15 protein-coding genes are annotated in these 18,612 nt (G+C 50.8%); 5 read left to right on the top strand and 10 right to left on the bottom strand.

The window, feature by feature from the left end; translation table 11 throughout:
* Positions 1-4: 4 nt before the first annotated feature.
* Genes V3Z67_RS00550 through dinB form a run of 3 tightly spaced genes read right to left on the bottom strand, consistent with a single transcriptional unit; the run spans position 5 to position 5,654 of the window.
* Entirely contained in the window at positions 5-1,387 is a 1,383-nt protein-coding gene (locus V3Z67_RS00550; protein WP_330441482.1) for an exonuclease domain-containing protein, read from the bottom strand.
* 5 nt (positions 1,388-1,392) lie between these two features.
* Positions 1,393-4,473 (bottom strand): DNA polymerase III subunit alpha, encoded by a 3,081-nt coding sequence (locus V3Z67_RS00555; protein WP_330441483.1) that lies wholly within the window; start codon positions 4,471-4,473, stop codon positions 1,393-1,395.
* Positions 4,474-4,496: 23 nt separating this feature from the next.
* Positions 4,497-5,654 (bottom strand): DNA polymerase IV, encoded by a 1,158-nt coding sequence (gene dinB / locus V3Z67_RS00560; protein WP_330441484.1) that lies wholly within the window; start codon positions 5,652-5,654, stop codon positions 4,497-4,499.
* A gap of 87 nt (positions 5,655-5,741) precedes the next feature.
* Between dinB and V3Z67_RS00565 the strand changes: the two genes are divergently transcribed.
* Together V3Z67_RS00565 and V3Z67_RS00570 are read left to right on the top strand one after the other, a co-directional pair.
* Complete coding sequence (locus V3Z67_RS00565; protein WP_330441485.1) at positions 5,742-6,509, top strand: XRE family transcriptional regulator; 768 nt, start codon at positions 5,742-5,744, stop codon at positions 6,507-6,509.
* A gap of 28 nt (positions 6,510-6,537) precedes the next feature.
* Positions 6,538-6,789 carry a hypothetical protein gene (locus V3Z67_RS00570; protein ID WP_330441486.1) on the top strand — a complete coding sequence of 84 codons (252 nt, stop codon included), beginning with the start codon at positions 6,538-6,540 and terminating at the stop codon, positions 6,787-6,789.
* A 36-nt stretch (positions 6,790-6,825) separates the two neighbouring features.
* On the opposite strand, the gene V3Z67_RS00575 is transcribed toward V3Z67_RS00570, so the two are convergent.
* The 5 genes from V3Z67_RS00575 to V3Z67_RS00595 are packed head-to-tail and all read right to left on the bottom strand — an operon-like array spanning position 6,826 to position 11,721.
* Positions 6,826-7,470, bottom strand: coding sequence for a nucleotidyl transferase AbiEii/AbiGii toxin family protein (locus V3Z67_RS00575; RefSeq protein ID WP_330441487.1), 645 nt, complete (start codon positions 7,468-7,470; stop codon positions 6,826-6,828).
* The gene (locus V3Z67_RS00580; RefSeq protein ID WP_330441488.1) at positions 7,467-8,030 is read right to left on the bottom strand and encodes a helix-turn-helix transcriptional regulator; all 564 of its coding nucleotides are present in this window, start codon (positions 8,028-8,030) and stop codon (positions 7,467-7,469) included. Before V3Z67_RS00580 ends, V3Z67_RS00575 begins: the two co-directional genes overlap by 4 nt.
* Positions 8,031-8,069: 39 nt before the next feature.
* On the bottom strand, positions 8,070-10,052 hold the full coding sequence (gene mobC, locus V3Z67_RS00585; protein WP_330441489.1) for a conjugal transfer protein MobC: 1,983 nt from the start codon (positions 10,050-10,052) through the stop codon (positions 8,070-8,072).
* A gap of 11 nt (positions 10,053-10,063) precedes the next feature.
* Positions 10,064-11,347 carry a relaxase/mobilization nuclease domain-containing protein gene (locus tag V3Z67_RS00590; RefSeq protein ID WP_330441490.1) on the bottom strand — a complete coding sequence of 428 codons (1,284 nt, stop codon included), beginning with the start codon at positions 11,345-11,347 and terminating at the stop codon, positions 10,064-10,066.
* On the bottom strand, positions 11,335-11,721 hold the full coding sequence (locus V3Z67_RS00595) for a plasmid mobilization protein (RefSeq protein WP_330441491.1): 387 nt from the start codon (positions 11,719-11,721) through the stop codon (positions 11,335-11,337). The genes V3Z67_RS00590 and V3Z67_RS00595 overlap by 13 nt, the downstream gene beginning before the upstream one ends.
* A 535-nt stretch (positions 11,722-12,256) precedes the next feature.
* Between V3Z67_RS00595 and V3Z67_RS00600 the strand changes: the two genes are divergently transcribed.
* The 3 genes from V3Z67_RS00600 (at position 12,257) to V3Z67_RS00610 (ending at position 14,540) form a co-directional block, all read left to right on the top strand.
* Positions 12,257-12,544, top strand: a complete 288-nt coding sequence (locus tag V3Z67_RS00600; RefSeq protein ID WP_330441492.1) for a hypothetical protein — start codon at positions 12,257-12,259, stop codon at positions 12,542-12,544.
* A gap of 145 nt (positions 12,545-12,689) precedes the next feature.
* Positions 12,690-14,228 carry a MauE/DoxX family redox-associated membrane protein gene (locus V3Z67_RS00605; RefSeq protein ID WP_330441493.1) on the top strand — a complete coding sequence of 513 codons (1,539 nt, stop codon included), beginning with the start codon at positions 12,690-12,692 and terminating at the stop codon, positions 14,226-14,228.
* A 24-nt stretch (positions 14,229-14,252) separates the two neighbouring features.
* Positions 14,253-14,540, top strand: a complete 288-nt coding sequence (locus V3Z67_RS00610; protein WP_330441494.1) for a hypothetical protein — start codon at positions 14,253-14,255, stop codon at positions 14,538-14,540.
* Positions 14,541-14,613: 73 nt separating this feature from the next.
* Here V3Z67_RS00610 and V3Z67_RS00615 read toward each other — a convergent pair whose 3' ends face one another.
* Entirely contained in the window at positions 14,614-17,199 is a 2,586-nt protein-coding gene (locus V3Z67_RS00615; RefSeq protein WP_330441495.1) for a prolyl oligopeptidase family serine peptidase, read from the bottom strand.
* A 9-nt stretch (positions 17,200-17,208) separates the two neighbouring features.
* Positions 17,209-18,606 (bottom strand): RagB/SusD family nutrient uptake outer membrane protein, encoded by a 1,398-nt coding sequence (locus tag V3Z67_RS00620; protein WP_330441496.1) that lies wholly within the window; start codon positions 18,604-18,606, stop codon positions 17,209-17,211.
* Positions 18,607-18,612 lie beyond the last annotated feature (6 nt).

The following is an 18,612-nucleotide window of genomic DNA, read 5'->3' on the forward strand; positions in this document are numbered from 1 at the left end:
ACTTTTATTCTTCGACAGGCACTTCAGCCCGCAAGACCCTACCGGGATATTTCTCGGCATAGCCTGTAATAAGCTGCATGATATAGCGGTTGCTGTGGTAAGGTGTTACATAATCCTTTAGTTCGATAGCTTCTGTAATCCCCACATCTGACGGCATATAACCCATACCGTAGAAATGCCCGTTTTCCACCCAGATGCAGCTGTGTTCCTCACCGGATCGCCCCTTATCGACAATCCCGAAACTCAGCCTGCTGTCAGCAAGATAGTCTAGTGCCTCTTCCACCTTGGCATTGTGCTGTTTTACATCGGGCAGATCGGCCGTATCTTTTTTGATAATGAACTCTCCTGCATCCAGCGTCCCGTAATGGCAGAACCGGTGGTCGATACCGAACTCCCCGGCCAGGGAGAGGAGAAGGTTCACCCCCTGGTGCAGGGAAAAGAAGTGTTCCACACAAGTCTGTCCTTTGGCCAGTTTCCCAATGCCAAGGTACTTATACCCGCTACGCGCCTGGTAGTGGTACAGCCCGAACTTCGGTTCAAACTTCTTTAGTGCCCTGTTGTGCAGGGGCCACAGCTTTCTGATCTCACAGCATTCCAATAGCAGTGCCATAAACTCGGTGCCGCAGATCTCGTGGGAGATGGAGTGGATATCGCGCATAAAGTTCTGGCGCTGGGATGTGATCTTATGCCCGGAGAAATGCTGAGCCACCCTTTTTTTGATGTTCTTGGCCTTCCCGACATAGACCACTTTTCCTACCTGATTATAGAAATAGTACACCCCGGGCTTTTCGGGTAACTGCTCAAACTCGGATTGGGGCAGGTTGGGGGGCAGGTTCTGGTCGTGCGAGTTCCGCTTGATCATCTTTGCTATTTCCCCGGCCTCATCCCATAACAGTAATCGGGACAGCAGGATGGCCGTGGCATCGGCATCCCCTCCGGCGCGGTGGGCGCGGGTAAGGGGTATATCCAGAGTTCGGCACAGGTTGCCCAGGCTGTAGGAGGGCAATCCCGGGCGTACCTTACGGGCAGCCCGCACGGTGCAGAGCTTCCGGGTGGTCCATTTCAGCCCGGCATGCTCCAGTTCATGCTTTACAAAGGAATGATCGAAATTCACATTATGCGCTACAAATATCCGGCCTTCCAGCAGCTCCAATACCTTTTCGGCTATGTCGTCAAAGATCGGCGCTCCGGCTACCATCCCGTTATTAATCCCGGTCAGGGCAAAAATCGGCAGGGGTATCTCCTTCTGAGGATTCACCAGGGTTTCCCAGCGGTCGATCACCTTTATCCCGTCATGGATAATGATGCAGATTTCCGTAATGCGGCTCCCCGAGGCATTACCGCCTGTGGTCTCAATATCAACTATGGCATACTCGTTCTTTCTCATCCTGCTTATCCTGTCGTTTTCTGATATGTTGCTGTATTCATCTTATGCCTTGGCAGGCCGATCTCCTGTTCCTGCGGATAGGGCGCACGATGTGTCATCGAAACATCCTCGCGTAATCGCGCTGCAGTTCGTGTACTTTCCTCTTCGGTTTCCCTGTAGCGCGGATCGGCAATGAAAGGCAGTTTCTCCATTTTGGATATGGTAATGGTAGGGAAGTGGTAGTCCACCTCCACGGTACCCAAGAGCAGGTAACAGCCACCGCCCTTAAAGGGGTACTGCTTCAGACTGCCGGTAAAATGGGCGGTATCAAAGAATTCCCCGTTGGCATCGATCCACGTCCCGAAATACATCGCCCCCATCTTGGTGGGTACGTGCTTGCGCGAGACCAGATAGGCCAGCATCTTCACCTGCCTTTTATGGTACTGCACCAAATCCCGTGCCATGACATCCCCACGGTAGCCGGTTTTCAAAAGGTTGAAAGGGGTAACCGATACAGGGAAACCCAGCAATTCAATCTCGTCAAAGGCATCCTCAAAAGGGGAGCGTTTCAGTTCCGGGAGCCTGTACTGCTGCACCGGTTCAGGAAGCAATTGGGGCTGACGCTGTGCCGGCTTAAAATGCATCATGATACGGCGGGCGGTAACCAACAGTTCGTTCTTGTTCTTCCCAGTGCAGCGAAACGCCCCGATATAGATCAGCAGCTGCAGGCCCTCAATCCCTATAGGCACCCGGTTAATGAAATCCTCTAACGAACTATAGTCTCCATTTTCAATACGTTCGGAGACAATACAACGGGCAATTTCTCCCTGCAGCCCCTGCAGGTGCATAAAACCCAAATAGACATCCCTGCCATACAGGGTCGTCTCCACCTCGCTTTTGTTGATGCAGGGGGTATGGATATCCGCCCCGGACATCCTCGCCTCATGCACATAGACCTCGGTGCGGTAGAACCCGCCCTGGTTGTTGATGACCGCCACCATGAACTCGATGGGATAGTGCACCTTCAGGTACAGGCTCTGGTAGCTTTCCACGGCATAGGAGGCCGAATGCGCCTTACAGAAGGAATACCCGGCAAAGGATTCGATCTGACGGTAAATCTCAGCACTAAGCTCCTCGGGATGGCCTTTTTCGGCACAGGAAGCAAAGAAGTTGTCCTTTACTCTCTGTAATGCAGCTTTAGAACGCCCCTTGCCGCTCATGGCACGACGCAATATGTCCCCGTCGGCTGCGGCCAGCCCCCCGTAATGCAGGGCAATCTTGATCACATCCTCCTGATAGACCATAATGCCGTAGGTTTCACCTAACTGCTGCTCAAAGACCGGATGGAAGTACTCGAACTTATCGGGATGGTTGTGGCGGAAGATATACTCCTTCATCATCCCGCTCTGTGCCACCCCCGGGCGTATGATGGAAGAGGCTGCTACCAGTGTCTTATAATTATCACACTTTAGTCGGCGGAGCAACCCTCGCATGGCAGGGCTTTCGATATAAAAGCAGCCGATGGTCTTTCCCTGTCCCAAATAGGTATTACAAATCGTTTCATCCTTGGAAAGGGAGGTATCGCGTATGTCTACGGTAATCCCACGGTTCTTTTTAATGAGCCGTACCGATTCGTCAATATGCCCGATGCCCCGTTGGGAGAGGATATCGAACTTGTCAAAACCGATCTCCTCGGCCACATGCATGTCGAACTGCACTATCGGAAAGCCCTTAGGTGGCAGCTCCAGTGCCGTAAAATCGGTAATGGGGTCTTCCGATATCAGTATCCCGCAGGAATGCATCGAGCGCTGGTTGGGGTATTTCTCCAACAGCATTCCGTAACGGTGTACCAGCTTTACCACCTCATTGGTATCGTGCCGGTCCATCGACGTACCCGACAGGGCATCCAGTTCTTCTTTCGGAAGGCCGAATACCTTACCGACCTCCCGGAATATGGATTTGTACTTGAACTCCACATTGGTACCGCAGAAGGCCACATGATCCGCCCCGTAACGTCGGAAGATATATTCCAGTATCACATCGCGCTCCTTCCAGGACCAGTCGATGTCAAAATCCGGCGGGCTTTTACGGTTCAGGTTCAAAAACCGCTCAAAATACAGGTCCAGCTCGAGCGGGCAGATGTCGGTAATGCCCAGGCAGTAGGCAATGATGCTGTTGGCCCCGCTGCCGCGCCCGATGTGCAGGAATCCCATCGAGTTGCTGTAGCGGACAATGTCCCAGGTAATCAGGAAATAGCCGCTGAAGCCCAGCTCATCAATAACCTTAAGCTCCTTTTCCACGCGCAGGCGGGCAGCCTCATTATCGCTTCCATATCTTCGCACCAATCCCTGCCTGGCTAAGCTGGTGAGCAGTTTCCGGTCGGTTTCCCGAGTTCCGGTATAGTGCTTTTTGTTGCGGGGTACCCCAAATTCGTATTGAAAATCACATTGTGCGATCAAGGCGAAGGTATTCTCCAGTAATTGGGGATATTGGCTAAAGCGTACCATGATCTCTTCCGGTAACAGCATCCGCTCATCCGCCCCGCAATAATCCGAAGGCGAGAGCTTGCTGCCCAGGGTATTCAGGTCAATCGCCCGCAATATGCGGTGCAGGTTGTACTCGGTCTTGTCTCGGAAGGTAACTGGTTGCAACACGACCATACGATCCAGCCTGCCTTTCCAACGCGATTGTATAAGTAACGATAACTCGCCGCTGCGCACCCCGATGTATTCAAATGCCCGCAGGGTATCCGGCGTGTTATCCATCGGATAGATGACCACTACCTCCTTAAAATCAGGAGCCTGAGCAGGTAAAGGCGTACCCTCCAGGTTATGACAGGTACGGTGACGGTTGATCTCCGCGATGCCCGCACGGCTTTTAGCCAGTGCGATATATAGTAACTGATTCCCTTCACGGAATTCCATTCCGACCAGAGGCTTGATACCCGCTTCCCTGCAAAGCCTGTAAAACTCATAGATGCCTGTTACCGTATTAACATCGGTCAGTGCCATAGCTGTTACCCCTAGGCTTTTTCCCAGTGTAACTAGCCCATCTATCGGGATGGTACCGTAACGCAACGAGTGAAAGGAATGACAGTTCAGGTACATACTACTATTAACAAATAAATTAGCTAACTAATCTTAGGTTTCACAAATGCCCCGCTGCAGCGCATCACGGCGTTGGCCCCGAAGCGGTTTTTGATCTTATCCATGGCCTGGTAGAGGGACATCATCTCCTGGGTATCCTCAAAGAGGTTGATCTGGTAGGAGCCCCGTACCAGCCTGCCGAAACGCACCCCGACAAGGCGCAGGCTCATGCGGCGCTGGTATAGCTTTTCGAAAGCTTCCAGTACGGCACGGGTCAGGGTATGGTCTGCCGAGGTATAGGCGAGTGTCACCTGACGGGTTTCGGTATCGAAATTGGAATAGCGGACCTTCACCGTCACATTGGAGGTCAGCCACCCCTCGCTGCGCAGCTGGTAGGCCAGCTTTTCCACCATACCCGAGAGTACCGCGCGCAGGAACACCATATCGGTGGTATCCTGATGAAAGGTATCCTCGGTGGAAAGGGATTTACGCTCCCGGTAGGGTTCCACCGGGGTATTGTCGATACCGTTGGCCTTTTTCCAGAGCTCCAGACCGTTAAGCCCGATCATCTCCTGCAGCACCTTTGCCGGCATTTCAGCCAGGGTACCGATACTGCGGATACCGATACGGGAGAGCAGGGTAAAGGTGGCATTGCCCACCATAGGAATCTTTCGGATGGATAGAGGGTTCAGGAACGGCTGTACCATCGCCTGGGGTATTTCCAGGTTGCCTTTGGGCTTGCCTTCCCCGGTACCGATCTTGGAGACCGTCTTGTTGACCGAGAGGGCAAAACTGATGGGCAGGCCGGTCTCACGGGTTACCAGTGAGGAGAGTTCATGGGTCCATTTGTAGGAACCATGGAAACGGTCCATACCGGTAATGTCGAGGTAAAACTCATCGATGGAAGCCTTTTCCATCACAGGGGCTTTCTCTTCGATGATTTGGGAAACGGTATGGGAATAACGGGAGAAGAGTTCCATATCCCCCTTAACGATACGCGCTTCGGGGCAGAGGCGGAGTGCCATTTTAATCGGCATGGCCGCGTGCACGCCAAAGCGGCGGGCCTCATAGGAGCACGAAGCCACCACCCCACGGTCACCACCGCCCACAATGAGAGGAATTCCTTCTAAATCACTATTCTGCAGCCTCACACAGGAGACAAAAAAAGTATCGAGATCCATATGTACAATCGATCGCACCATAACTATTCCTATTTGTACTGAACAAAATTAGGACAGATATTCCCAAAATTTTTTATATTTGTTGCGATAAATAATCCCAAAAACGCTATGTCTTTATTTTCCGACAACATCAGGCACCTCAGGATGAAAAAAGAGGTTTCTCAGGCGATCGTGGCAGAAAGCCTTGCCATAACGCGTGACAGGCTTGCCAAATATGAGGAAGGCAAGTCTCAGCCGCCCTTTGAGATACTAATCAAAATCTCACATTATTACCATGTGAGTATCGACCTGCTTTTGACAGCCGATATTCGAAAAATAGATATTGATGGTTTGATGCAGTTGGAAGATAACCGCATCCTTTTGCCCATTACAGTAGACCGGGAAGGGGAGAACACTATTGAGATCATTCCCCATAAGGCAAGGGCCGGTTACCTGAACGGTTACAGCGACCCGGAGTTTATCGAAGGGCTGCAACAGGTTTCCCTGCCATTCCTAACGAATGGCAAATTCAGGGCCTTTCCCGTATCGGGGGATTCCATGCCACCCCACAGGGACGGATCGTTTATCGTGGGAAGGTATGTGGAAAACCTGGGTGAGGTACGGGACGGCAGGACCTATATCCTGCTGACCAAAGAAGACGGTATCGTTTATAAGCGGCTGAATAAAAACGGTAAAAACAGCCTAATGCTGGTATCGGACAACAGCTTTTATGCGCCTTATACCATAAAAGCCTCCGATATACTGGAGATATGGGAATATGCCTGCAGCATTGCCACCAAGGAGGCGGAACCCGAGAATCTCGACCCGCAGAGTATCCGTGAGCTGCTTTACGGCATCCGTGAAGAAGTAAAAGCCCTGAAGCCCTACAAGCAATAATCAAACTGTTATCCAAATTAGCAACCCCATGAACACGACCATCCGCCTGAGGATAAGAAAAGAACTTGACCCTGCCACCGAAAAGAAAATCATCCGGCTGAAAGGTGGCCTGATTGCCGGAAACTTTACCGATATTATCTATTTTGATGATGATGAGCAAGAGTATTATATACATCATTTTACCGTGGAGACTGCACGTAAAAAAGAGGCAGCCGACTATATAGCCGGCTGTATAATGGAAGGGAATCTTTCCGATATTGTAATGCTGGTTGAAAATTAAAGCACCATCTTAAGAGTCAGTTGACTAATCCCATTTTCAGTCCAAATCACCGAGCGCCTGTTCCAGATCTTCCTTGATGAGTTCCCAGTAATAGCCTTTCAGGCTTATAGGGTCAAAATCATCATCGGCGAGTGTAAAGTAGGTAAAATTAGCAACAATACGTTCCCTTTCGTGGGTATAGGGATAGCGCTTTTCATGGAATTCTATCATTTGGGAAACCGCATGTGAAGCTAAAAGCTCGTGCAGGTCCCAGAAGTCCTTTTTCCTGCCGCCACGCTGTACAATGTCCATTTTCATGGCAATGATCTCTTCGGGTGTTGCCATACGCACGCCCTGCACCTCAAGTGCCGGCATGATAAACGTATCGGTATAATAGAGGTCCAGCTTTACGGCATTCTCTTTATCCTTACCGATAAGATAGGATTTTCCCATACCGATTGCCGTACCGAAGCCTTTGTCCAGATACGGGAAGGTAAGTTCCAAAAAAGACTCTATCGCCCTAAAATCAACCGAACCGTATTCGGCGTCGCTGAAAAGGTCGATGTCCACCGATATGCGGTGCCCCAACTGAAGGCTGAGCGCGGTACCGCCCACCAGGCGGAACTTCTTTAGTGCATCGGACTGCATCAGCAGGAGCAGTGCCTCACGCAAGGATTCGCTTACTGTATTCCAATATATCATACCGCCTTATTCCATTGAACTGCGCCGGCAGCGTTATTGTTATCCCGGAGTACCTGTCTTGTTTTCTCAGACCCGTAAAAGCGCAGGATTTCCTTTTTCTCGGTGAGGTTACCCCTTTCAAATACGCGCAGGATTACCGCGCGTGCCTGTCTTGTCCAGTCGATAGTTTCACTATCGGTATCCCAGAAAAGGCTTTTACGAAGCAGTTGCATATTTGGCCTGTTTTCCTGCAGCAGTTTCCTTTTTTCTTTTTCAATCTCATAGTACGTCTGCAACAGTGCCAGGGTACCTTCCTCTATATTTAGTTCATGGTCAATCCTGAGTGCGGCAGGCAGCGGCAGGCTTCTTTTGCCCTTGATGATCTGGTTAAACGATTGTCGGGCCAGCCCTACCGATAAGGCAAACGGACGCTGGGCGAGGTTTCTCTTTCTGAGTTCCCGCTCCAGTATAATGCCCGGATGGATGCCCCGGTATTTTTCAAATCGCTTTTCCATATCACAAATGTAAGCATTTTTGCTTACAAATACAATTTGTTTCGATGTTAAGCTTTTTACGTTCATTGCTATAAAAAAAATAGATTAATAATACACATACATAAATTATTTACGGATGACTAGGTAGGACAGGGCAGGGTCGGCCAATAGGCGTTCCATTTCCGATTGTATGATCTCCTGAACGTCCTGTTTTACCTGCATGTAGTTCCGCTGTACCATCAGCGGGTCGATTTTGCGTACAGGTTTGATTTCCTCATAACCCGCTTCCTCTTTTTTGATCGCTTCATGGTCGTTGAGTATCTCACAATGAAAAGCCTTGAGTTCAATCTTATTCAGGGGATCATCGGCCACCATCCCCACAAACTCCCCGGAGCTCAGTGCGGCAATCTTGGAAGGTGGTATGGCTGCTTCCAGCTGTTTGGATTGGCTGATGGAGGTATCGTTGCTGTTAATGGACAGGCTCTCGCGGTCCTGCATGATCTTACCAAAACGCTCGGAGAGTTGCTTGGCCGTATCACCGGTAACCTGCCCACTGATAATATTCCCTGTGATGTTCATGATTACATCCGCCTGTTCGCGCCCGTAGTCCTTACGGAGCTGGCTGAAATCCTGTATGCCCAGGCAGGTCGCCACCTTGTTGCTCCGTGCCGTGGCAATCAGGCTGTCCATGTTATTGAGGTAGATGGTGGGGAACTCGTCGAATACCAGGCTGCTTTTGAGTTTGCCCTTTTTGTTGACCTGTTTTACCAGACGTGTTACGTACAGGGAAAGTACTGCCCCGTAGATCTGTATCTTCTGCGGGTTGTTGCCCATACAGACAATCTTTGGGTCGTCGGGATTGTTGATGTCCAGCAGAAAATCATTCCCAGAGAGTACATAATACAATTGTGGGGAGGACAGCCGTGCCAGGGCAATCTTGGCCGATGCAATCTGCCCCTCCAGCTGTTCCATGACGTCCGAAAGGTAAGCATTGACAAAGGGATTAATCAGTACCTCAATTTCCTTTTCGGTACGCAGCAGGGTAAAAAGGCTGTCGTAGTCCACCTGCATCAGTTCGATGACATGTGGCAGGGTACAGAACTGCCCGTCTTTGTACTTGCGCAGGTACCAGATGACGGCGGTAAGAAAATTGATCGGCGACTCCACAAAGAAATCTCCCTGCTTTTTGATCCATTCCCTATTCAGCCCCATCAGTATGGTACGCGCCGATTCCGCCGCATCGGTAATATCGGTCATGGAGGAGGGCTCGAGCGGATTGCAGCGGTGGGAGCGGCTCAGGTCATCAAAATTGATTACATAAAATTTGGCAGGTACGGGGTATTTGTCCCTGTTTTTCAACCAGGCGTTGTAAGCGATGCGCGAGAGGTCGTCGAATTTAAAATCATACACGAACATGGTAAATCCTTTGGCAATGTGCTGGGTAATGACATGGCGGATAACAAAATAGGATTTGCCCGAGCCGGGTGTCCCAAGTACCATCAGTGCCCGGAAGGGGTTGATGATGTTGATCCAGCTTTCGCGTACCTTGTCCCTGAGGCGGTAGCGGGAGGGAAGGTTAACCGAATATTCGTTCTCCAGCAGCCGCTCTTCCTGGGGGAAGGTCTCGTTCAGGGCGTTGAAGATATCCCTGCCATCCAGCTTGCGGGTGATGATGCGCGAGAGCCGCATGCCTCCCGACAGCACCAGCAGGAAACCGAGGGTACAGACCACCATATACATCAAAGACTTAGCAACGATTCCCAAACTCAAAACCATAATTACCACAGCACCAAAATACAGTCCCAGCCCGATACTGATACGCCAGAGTGCCTGCCTGGCTTTCAGTTTTTCATCCTTTCGTCCTTTTGCTCCCAGAAGGGATATGCATAAAAAGCCCAGGGCAATCAGTTTGGGTTTGTGAAACCATCCGTACAATCCTGTAGCACGGATATTGCCCAGTATCCTGTCGGTGAATTCGCTATGCAGCCGCCAGTGATTAAAAAAGCCATAGCACTCGTAGTAGAAGTGCAAAAAAAGCAGTACCAGGCTAATCAGCCGGGTCATGTCCAGAATCTTGCGCAATGCCTGTTCATTCTCTCCTGTATTCATAGCGTCAGTTTTTAATCCAAAGGCCCGCGCCTTTTTCGTTTTTTCCTTTTTCGGGTATAATGTTTCGACACGTATTCCGGTGCGCGTTCTACTGCTACCAGCTTGTCCAGCACCCCGGCGATTTCACGTATAATCCCTGATGCAGAGCCCTCCGGGTCACGAAGGGAGAGGTCGTCAGCGATTTTATTTAGCCTCCGATCCTTTAATCCCATCGACGACAACCTTGTTTCATCAGAAGTGCCACTTAATGGAAAACGTTCCTGCATGCCCTTGGCACTGTAGGGTTTTCCCAGGCTGCTGCCATTGCAGACCACACCCGTCTTATGGTCCACATAGGTGAGCCCATAGATAAAACCCTCGCTGTTGCGGCGTGTCACAAGAGTAATACCCTCCTTGGCCAGTGCCTGTTCCACATCCGTGAACCCGGCAGCTTTTTTAGTGGTTTCCAGTAGGTCGATGCTATTCTTTATGGGGAGTGTCTGTCCTTTACCTGTAATCCTGTTCCGGACAAATTTGCCTTCCAGTCGCTGCAGTGTAGGCCTACTGTAAAACAGGCTTGCCTTAACGGGTACCCCTACGGGTTGGCTCGTATCGTCCAGGATGCGGTACTGAAGTCCCTTGTGCCGTTCCATCCGAGAGCCCTCACCGCCACGCTCGGCGCGCACGTTATAGATGCCCAGCACGGCATTCAGCTCGTGCAGGCTGGTATATTTGTAGCGGTCCAGCACCGCATCCAGTACGTTCTGGATGGCTGCCCGTGTTTCCACCTTACCATAGTTGGCTGGACGGAGTATTTTCTCCGGCAGCGCCTTTTTGTTTTTACGATCCTCTGCGCGAACCAACCCAAAGCTTTCTTCCAGTTTTTTCCGAGCCGGTTCGGACTTCCGTATTCCCAAATGATGCAGGTCTATACGTTTACCATCCGCCAGTATATTGGTGGTGACCAGGTGCAGGTGCGGGTGTCCTGCATCGTGGTGGCGGTACAGCAGATACGGCTGTTCCCCAAAGCCCAGTTCCTTCATATAGGCATGAGCGATTTGTGCCATTTTTTCATCACCCAATCCCTTTTCCGAGGTATCAAAATTCAGGGAGATGTGCAAGCTGTTCCGTTTGGTATTGGTGTTGAGTTCCATGCGCCTTGTAAAATAATTCAACCGCGCGGTAAAGGATAAATCAGCTGCTTCCCCCGGAAAGTTGTTGCCGCCAAGGCAGACCGCTTTTTGCTGCGTTACCTTATTCTCATTATAGTTCAGTATACGGTTAATGGAACTGCTGACCTTTATCACCGCAACCATCGCTCGGCCATGGTATTGAGCAGCGCCTTTATCTCTGTAATCTTATTCAGCAGCTGCTGCGATTCGGAAGCGTATCGTGCCGTCCAGCCCACCACTTCGCTTTCCTTTAGGGTATGCAACCTTTTTACCGTCTGGTTAAGGTTATTTCCGATACTGTTAAGTTCCCCGGTAAGTGCTGCCATTGCGCTGAGCACATCATCCTGTGAAGCATTTCGGTAGGTGGTTACCATTGGCCGATCCAGAAGAGCAGTCCTGATAAACTGACTGAAGCTTCGGCAGGTCGTCCTGGAAAATTTAGTATGCAGTTCTTTATATTCAATTGGGGTCAGCCGAAGGTGTACCCACCTGATACGATTGTTGTTTGCTGCTTTCATCTCACTTCATTTATCCGTCGTTCATTATGCTTTATGTCCTGTTGTCCTATCCGCTCCCGAGTTCCGAGGAAAGGGCGGCAAGAATGCGGTTGTGATACAACCGTTCATCTTGCCGATTGCACCAGAGACGGCAATCTCCCTTAGAAATGCCCATCTTTTAAAAACGGTTTCCATTATGGTCAGGACAGCATATCGGAAAAACAGCAACTTTGGGAAAGAATTGTCCGCTGTCCCTGTCTCCTCAAAACCTGTTTGCGAAAGTGAATCCATGGAGTGTACGTAATGGATTTTTTTTCGCCCGTTACTCCCTTAAGGGGGCACTGTACTGAGGACCGGTCCGAAGGGCTGTGCACCCGCTGTAAACCATTTCATGCGGAACCTAAACCTATACGTCTCAATACGATTACCGGGATAGGACAAAACAAAAGTATAGGGAAGGGAGAAGGTATCCAATCATGGGGAAATTTTGACTATGATAATTCAAAGCCCCCTTTTTAAATTTGTTTTTTAGATGTCTAATTAAAAACCAAAACGTATGCTGACAACAAATGAAGTGGGGCAGGTATTTGATACCATATTAAGTAGCCCCGGGATGAATGATGCGGTACGAATCGACATGCGCATTTCAAGAAAAAATGTATTATTACTGACCCATGTGATTGAACAGGGGCTTACCGAAAAAGGGGAGGGTAAGGGTAGTCTGTTTGCTTCCGCCCCGGAAGAGTCGCGCCAGGAACTCAGGGACATCTCCCATGACTTTCTGGACAAGGCCGGACTGACCGAACTCAGCGAAAAGCTGAAGAGCCTCGCCAGTACCAAGTAAACCTATCAGGGCTACCCTAAGCAGGTAGCCCTTCTTGTTTTTAAACAAGCCTGCTTTTTAAAATTTTCGGAACGGTTTGAGCAATCTCTTTTTTATACTGAGACAGTAATTTAGCCTGTAAACCAAGCTTAAAGAGTACTGCATCATGAAAATCAAAAGCGCCATCCGGTCTCTTATTATTGAAACGGTCTGTTGCCTTTACGGTATACTCTTTGTCTATGCAGCGGCCAGCAAGCTGCTGGACTTTGAAAACTTCCGGGTGCAGCTCGGACAGTCCCCCATCCTGGGGGCATTTGCAGGCCTGCTTTCGTGGCTGGTTCCGATTCTTGAAATCCTGATCAGCCTCTGCCTTTGGATACCCCAAGTACGAAGGGTGGCCCTATACGCAGCTTTCACGCTTATGCTGATGTTCACCGCCTATATTTATACCGTATTGCATTACAGTAGTTTTGTACCCTGCAGCTGTGGTGGGGTCCTTGAAGATATGGGCTGGACTGTCCATCTTTATTTTAATCTCCTCTTCGTTATCCTCGCAGCTGTTGCCCTGTTGTTAATGCCTTCCCGTCCTTCGAGGCGCAGCCTTTCCTCACTACCTCTTCTGGCGTATTGCAGTGTGGGTGGTCTGCTTACAGTCGCCCTGCTTTACCTGAGTTCCGATACCATCATCCATAAGCACAATACCTTCATTCGCAGCTTTGCTTTCAGCCCACAAAAAGTACATGAGGCCCATCTGGGTTACAATTCCTACTACCTTGCCGGAAGCAATGCTTCCAGCATTTTCCTGGGCAATCCTACCGTACCGTCTTTACTAAGCGAGTTTGACTCTCAGCTAAATAAACACGCCGACCACAGGGTTGTACCCGATACCGTGTACCCCGGCAGCTCCCTGCACTTTCATGTCATTGGCGACGACCTTTTTGCTACAGACGGGAACCTACCAGTCATCTATCGCGGCAAGGCATCAGGGGCATGGAGAGCAGCACCGGTATGGCTGGGACACCTAAGGTATACACAGATCAAATTTACCGGCCCGGATCATGCCGTAGTACGCGGGTACAACCATGAAGGGGAAAGCATTCTCGCAGCTATTGATTTTTCCTCCGCCGATGCCACCTTACATGAGGGCTTGCTACAGCGTCAGATTGACGGACTTTTCGATGTGGACGGGATAGTTTTATACGATACACACACAAAGGAGATCATCTATGTGCATTACTACCGCAACGAAATGATCATTACCGACAGCCACCTCACACTCCTGCGCCGCAATACAACAATAGACACCATTAGCAAGGCACAGATAGAGGTCGCACAGCTCCGGAAAAGCGGCGACCGGATGCTTTCGGCACCGCCCCTGACCGTCAACCATTCGGCTGCCGCGGACTATGGGTATATTTTCGTCCAGTCAGGGCTTATGGGACGGTTTGAATCAAAGGAAATGTGGCAGGAGGCTTCGGTAATTGACGTGTACCAATCGAAAGGCAACCGTTACCTGTTCAGTTTCTATGTGTACCACATCGATGGCAGCAAACTACGGAGCTTTATCGTAAAAGACAATCATCTCTATGGGCTGATCGGAAACTACCTGGTCGATTACCAGTTGCATGATGCGATGTTCAGTCCCAAGGGAGTCAGAGCTATACAGGCCGTATCAGGGAATCGTCGAAAACCTGGAATAGAGTAGACGCCAATTTTAATTCTTTACATTATGAGAACAAATCTAATGAAAAGCCTTTCTGCCTTAGGGGTATTTGCCCTTGGACTGGCAGGAGCCTTTGCAACGGAAGCGGGAAGGGGCAACCATGCCGCTGGCACACCTATCGATGCCTTTCAGAAAGGCAATCCGTTAGGCACGGTGTGTAACAAGATCAAGTCCTGTCAGGTGGAGTTTGATGAGAAGCTGTGCAGGGTGGATCACGATGACCCATCCTCAATCCAGCTTTGGGGTATGCAGGGTTCAACCTGTACCCGCACACTTTATCGCTATGTGCCGTAAAGATCCGCTAAAAGCGACAAATGCAGTTCCCAAGGGAACTGCATTTGCATTTTTAACTAACTCAATCGCACCATCATTCTGCCTTTGCCCAATCCGGGCGTGGCAATCCTTTAAGGTGGTGGTCGAACCACTCCATAATTTTTAGCGTCAGGTCTGCCTGATGTTCCCTGGATGTAATGATGTGCCCTTCACCGGGATAGGCCAGCATCACATGATCCTTACCCATTCTGCGCATTGCAAGATAAAAAGCTGTAAGCTGAGAGGGGTCGATCTGCGGGTCGTCTTTACCGCCCCAAGACAGCAGCGGTGCACTGACGCCGGCAGCACCGTATAGCGGCGAGGCCTCAGTATAGGCAAGAGGCTGTTTGAAATAAGGTGCCTCCATACGGAACTGGCCGTTTTCAAGGTTCGAAAAATTCGGCCTGAAAACCCCGGGTACCACATAATGGTAGAAGGATACCAAGTCGTTGATGGGGGCGCCACTTACTGATGCCGCAAAACTTTTTGAATGACCCATAATATAGTTGGCCTGGTATCCCCCGAACGAGTGGCCAATAAGTCCAATCCTGTGCGGGTCGATGTTTTTGTTTTCCTTTATTTTCAGAATTCCCGCCTCCACACAGGCAAGGGCATCCTCCCCGGGGTTGCCACCGTCATATTCTATGTCCGGTAGGAATACGAAATACCCTGCTCCTGTATAATTGGTTATACAGAAACCCGCAGGGTTGTATAGCGATGGATTGACATAGCGGTTGGTCTGCCAGCTTTGGTCCTCATAGATGTGTACCATAACGGGGTAGTGGGCTGTACTGTCAAAACCGAGCGGGTAATACAGCATGCCCGATAGTGCCCTGCCTGAAGCTGTCGCATAGGATAACCGTTCGGCGCGCTGCACCCCGTAGGTGCTGTACTGCGTATTGGACTGGTAGAGTAGGCGCTGCACCCCATCTGTATTACAGCGTAAGAGGTGGGGTGGCCTGTCGTAATTCTGGCGCATGCAGACCATAACATCACCCTTTTCGGAAAGGATGCCCTGACTGTAAAAATCCGTCCCGCTGCAAATAGGTTTGACCCTGCCTTTTGGGTACAGGACAGCATAACCCGACCCTGCTTTACTTACCTCCAGTAATACCGGTTTTTCCAGGTCAATCAGCGGCGCCGCTGCCCCGTTATAGTTCGAACGGCTGGGGTATTCCTCGGTTGGCACGGCAATGCGGTAGCGCATGCCCTGTTCGCGCCCACCGGTCAGCCGTGTGGCCTGCTTTCCGGGCTGCAATGCCCAGATATCGTATGTATCGTAGATAATAAACCGCCCCTTTTTGTCCCATCCCGCACTGCTGAACGGGATGTTGGTCAGCCGCCCGTCTTTCTCGGTGCCGAAAGTCACCGGCAACCCGTGTGTAAGGTTATGGTGAACCCCGGAGGAAAATTCAAAAGCTATCCAGTCCCTGCCGTCAAAATAGGTTACAAAACGCCCGTAGGGCGAAGTCTCCATGTAGACCGAAAACGTGTCAGGGTTTTTCAGTAAAGGTTTTTTGGCACCATTTTTCCTGTCCCACAATGTGTAACTGTATGCGCGACTGTCGGTAGGGTCAGGTTCACGCTCCAGCGGGTTCCACATCAGGGCGTACCTGTAATCCGGTGTCAGCATAAGGTTTGGGTTTATGGAATCGGTCAGTATCTGTAGGTGGTTACTCCCGATGTCCCATATCGCAAGTACCGGGTGTCGGCCCGCCTCCCTGCTGGCTATCCTTGCAGGATACAGTTCCCTGTCGAGCGCGTTCCAGACTTCCGGCGCTGTATTATCTACTGAAATTCCACTGCCTTTTGGCTGCACGTAAAAAGCCAGGCTTTTACCGTCTGCACTATAGGCCGGCTTTTGGGGGACGGTCGTCAACCTGGCCTCATTCGCAGCCGGATAGTGCACGGGTATAACATAGCGCTTCCTGCTTTTAATATCCACTGAGGTGACCCGGTCGTCTTCCGTATCCCGTTCCGCAAAAGCCAATGCGCCGCCGTCCTGCCTAAATACCAATGAGCCGTTGATTAAATCCTTTCCCCTGTAAACGGTATCCCGTTTTCCCGTGCTCACATCCAAAACGACAACGGAAAATTGCGAACCTGTGGAAGCGACCGCAGCGAGTTTACGGGAAGCCCTGCTGTACTGATAGTTTGTGATGCTGTCCAGTATGCTTTTTTTCATGGTTTCCGGCTCCAATAGTGTAATACGGAACCATCCGTTTTTAAAAGGGGAAGTGAACAACAGTTGGCTGCTTTGCGGTAACAGGCTCAGGCTTTCCACCATACCCATAGTTTCCTGCTTTCCCGTTGTAAGGTCCAGGAGCTGTAACGTACCGGCAACGCTGCAGGCATAATGGGTAGTTCCGGCAAAAGTGCCCTGCCTTCCCTGGGGATATGCAAAAGTCCTGTCACCTGCCGTTTCCTTTATAAATAAGGTATCGGCACCTGTACTGTAGGCCATTGAATAGCTAACCCATCTGCCGTCTGCGCTTAGTTCCCGCAGTTTCAGCCGCCCCCAGCGCTCGTAGTCCGAAGGCTCCAGCTTTTTCAGGGCCTGCTGTCCGCGGCATGGATACATCGTCCCCAATAGTAGCACCATCAGGCCTGCCATATGCTTTATTTTCTCGAAATATATCATACAACTGATTTAATAGCCCGGGTTCTGGGGCTCAAGGTTAGGGTTCAGCCTCAGGTCATTCTCGGGCAGGGGCAGTAGTGCGTCGTTCCCCTGCCAGCCCGGCTTGTTTACGGTCAGTACGGTATCAAGCAGCCCCAGCCTTTTAAGGTCAAAAAAGCGGTGACCGTGTTCGGTAAAGAACTCGACGCGACGCTCCTGCACTATAGCGGCCAGTATTCCTGCCGCATCTATTGCCTCACTGTCCGGCAGGCCTGCGGCATTCCGGATATGGTTCAGGTCTTCCCGTGCGCCAATGAGTTCTCCCTGCGCCAGCCGCGCTTCACTGCGAATCAGGTACAGCTCCGGCAGCCGCAACACAATAGAATATTCCAGGGAGGTATCAGTAAAGCGTTCCCTGTACTTGTAACTGTGGTACCACGGCCCGCCATCGCCCTGTACTTCCGCTATCCACAGCACCCTTCGCTGGTCTCCCGGTTCAAACGCCCCCAGCAGCCCGGCACTCAGTGCCGCAAACGGGGGTGGTCCCGATGTGAAGATAAAGGATTGCCCTTCATAGGAGTTTGTCCCTTCAGCCGAAGGGGAGAACTGCCACAAGGTGGCAGGGCTGTCCTTAAGGAAAGCAACAGCTGTCCCGGCATCCTGATACAGCGCGGTGTTGTTCAGCACAGCAGAAGCCGCATCGGCAGCCTGCGCATAGTCCCCGGCGTAGAGGCACACCCTTGCCAGTAAAGCCTTTGCCACGCCTTTGTTGACCCTTGTCCGTCCCGCAGCAATGTAGTCCTGCGGCAGCAATGCATACGCATGGTTCAGGTCCTCCATCAACAGGGCGTGGATTTCGGAAGAGGTCATGCGGCCCACCCTGGAATTAGCGGTATAGTCCGTGGTAGTAATATAGGGGATGTCGCCATAAAGGTTGTGAAGGTAAAAATGCACCAGTGCCCTTATAAATAAAGCCTCACCCGTTAAAAGTTCTTTGTCCTGCTGCTGTATGCCTCCAGAGCGTTGCAACCCTTCTATAATGGCATTGGCCGAATACACCACATTGTAGCCGTTGCTCCACCAGGAGGCGGCCTGCATATCGGAAGCCAACAGGTTGTTATTGTAATAGCCTGCACCGAAATGGGAGGGGGAGCCGTAAAAAGTAAGTTCGTCCGTATAGAGCCCCATAAGCGCAGACAGGCCGCTGGTCCTTCCTGTAAGTAGGGAAGATTCCCGTAGTTTGGCATATACATCCAGCAGTGCCGCAGTGGCGGTACTAACATCACTGAAAACCGTTTCCGAGGTCAGCTGTGTGGTTGGCGGGTCCACAATCACGTAGTCTTCACAACCGCAGGTGGAAAACAGGAGCAGGGCAGGCAGTAGCAACCTTGTGACCCTTGTACATAACTTTGTTATAATCCCTTTCATATCTTT

Source organism: Flavobacterium sp. C4GT6 (assembly GCF_036347315.1).
Taxonomy (GTDB): domain Bacteria; phylum Bacteroidota; class Bacteroidia; order Flavobacteriales; family Flavobacteriaceae; genus Flavobacterium.

Bases quoted from the DNA above. Each gene is read 5' to 3' on its own strand.
- V3Z67_RS00605 (WP_330441493.1), top strand. From the start codon at position 12,690: ATGAAAATCAAAAGCGCCATCCGGTCTCTTATTATTGAAACGGTCTGT.
- V3Z67_RS00615 (WP_330441495.1), bottom strand. From the start codon at position 17,199: ATGATATATTTCGAGAAAATAAAGCATATGGCAGGCCTGATGGTGCTA.
- V3Z67_RS00575 (WP_330441487.1), bottom strand. From the start codon at position 7,470: ATGATATATTGGAATACAGTAAGCGAATCCTTGCGTGAGGCACTGCTC.
- dinB (WP_330441484.1), bottom strand. From the start codon at position 5,654: ATGGTGCGATCGATTGTACATATGGATCTCGATACTTTTTTTGTCTCC.
- V3Z67_RS00600 (WP_330441492.1), top strand. From the start codon at position 12,257: ATGCTGACAACAAATGAAGTGGGGCAGGTATTTGATACCATATTAAGT.
- V3Z67_RS00565 (WP_330441485.1), top strand. From the start codon at position 5,742: ATGTCTTTATTTTCCGACAACATCAGGCACCTCAGGATGAAAAAAGAG.
- V3Z67_RS00620 (WP_330441496.1), bottom strand. From the start codon at position 18,606: ATGAAAGGGATTATAACAAAGTTATGTACAAGGGTCACAAGGTTGCTA.
- V3Z67_RS00580 (WP_330441488.1), bottom strand. From the start codon at position 8,030: ATGAACGTAAAAAGCTTAACATCGAAACAAATTGTATTTGTAAGCAAA.
- V3Z67_RS00570 (WP_330441486.1), top strand. From the start codon at position 6,538: ATGAACACGACCATCCGCCTGAGGATAAGAAAAGAACTTGACCCTGCC.
- mobC (WP_330441489.1), bottom strand. From the start codon at position 10,052: ATGAATACAGGAGAGAATGAACAGGCATTGCGCAAGATTCTGGACATG.
- V3Z67_RS00550 (WP_330441482.1), bottom strand. From the start codon at position 1,387: ATGAGAAAGAACGAGTATGCCATAGTTGATATTGAGACCACAGGCGGT.
- V3Z67_RS00590 (WP_330441490.1), bottom strand. From the start codon at position 11,347: ATGGTTGCGGTGATAAAGGTCAGCAGTTCCATTAACCGTATACTGAAC.
- V3Z67_RS00555 (WP_330441483.1), bottom strand. From the start codon at position 4,473: ATGTACCTGAACTGTCATTCCTTTCACTCGTTGCGTTACGGTACCATC.
- V3Z67_RS00610 (WP_330441494.1), top strand. From the start codon at position 14,253: ATGAGAACAAATCTAATGAAAAGCCTTTCTGCCTTAGGGGTATTTGCC.
- V3Z67_RS00595 (WP_330441491.1), bottom strand. From the start codon at position 11,721: ATGAAAGCAGCAAACAACAATCGTATCAGGTGGGTACACCTTCGGCTG.